This window comes from Pseudoalteromonas sp. MMG013 (genome assembly GCF_018100885.1).
GTDB lineage: Bacteria > Pseudomonadota > Gammaproteobacteria > Enterobacterales > Alteromonadaceae > Pseudoalteromonas > Pseudoalteromonas aurantia.
Window position 1 is genome coordinate 1 of sequence record NZ_JAGJEE010000091.1, and the last position, 801, is coordinate 801.

Here is an 801-nt window from a genome sequence, read left to right on the forward strand (position 1 = left end):
TAACTCTTTGACTAAACAATATGTTGTATGGCCTTTAGGATAATCAGGCAACTCACCAAATACTTTATAACCTAGTTTTTCGTAAAAAGGCTTTGCTTGAAAGCTCAGAGTTTCAGTGCGGACATAGCCAAAACCTTTGTCTTTAGCAAATTTTTCAGCTGCTTTCATTAAATTACTACCCAGCCCTAAACCTCTTGCTTCTTTTGATAACCATAGTAGTTCAATAGTACAGTAGTTCCAGAATGCTTTTGCTCTAATCCCCCCTAAAACGATTCCATTATCGTCTTTCGCGATAACAGCAAAGTTGGTGTCTTTTTCAAAGCTGACTTCATCAGGAAGGTAATCTTTGTTATAAGAGCCAATACCTACACTTAATGTTTTAAGGTCTTCTTCCGCTGGTGAAGTGGTCACTACGAGATTCATATGTTCCGACATCCGAGAGAGTTATAACGAGCCTGTAGAATTACCCGTTTTAATTTATTTTTTATTGATGCCTCAACCTTTAGTAAAATAGAACAGGCACATAATTATACGCTCACCATTGCAACACAGCTTCAATATTTTTTCACTGTGAAATACATTAAAAATATTACTTTCTGTCACCTTGGCTACTCTAACGCAGATTTATTGAGTTCAAGGAAAGGAAAGCAAAACAGCAAGCTGATGTGTTTGCTAGGTCCGTTTTGATGGTTTTTTATATTCTACAGATGGGGTGTTGTGTTAACCAGCCCCTTTGTACCGTAAACTCAAAAAGTACGCACCCAAAACTCAAACAGTGACACCTATTCAAAAACTAAAACC

General features: G+C 37.1%; 1 protein-coding gene. It reads right to left on the reverse strand.

Annotation, left to right across the window (positions count from 1 at the left end; all coding sequences use genetic code 11):
* Positions 1-423, reverse strand: a 423-nt coding sequence (locus tag J8L98_RS24470; RefSeq protein WP_210998661.1) for a GNAT family N-acetyltransferase, incomplete at its 3' end; no start/stop codon positions are given.
* Positions 424-801 lie beyond the last annotated feature (378 nt).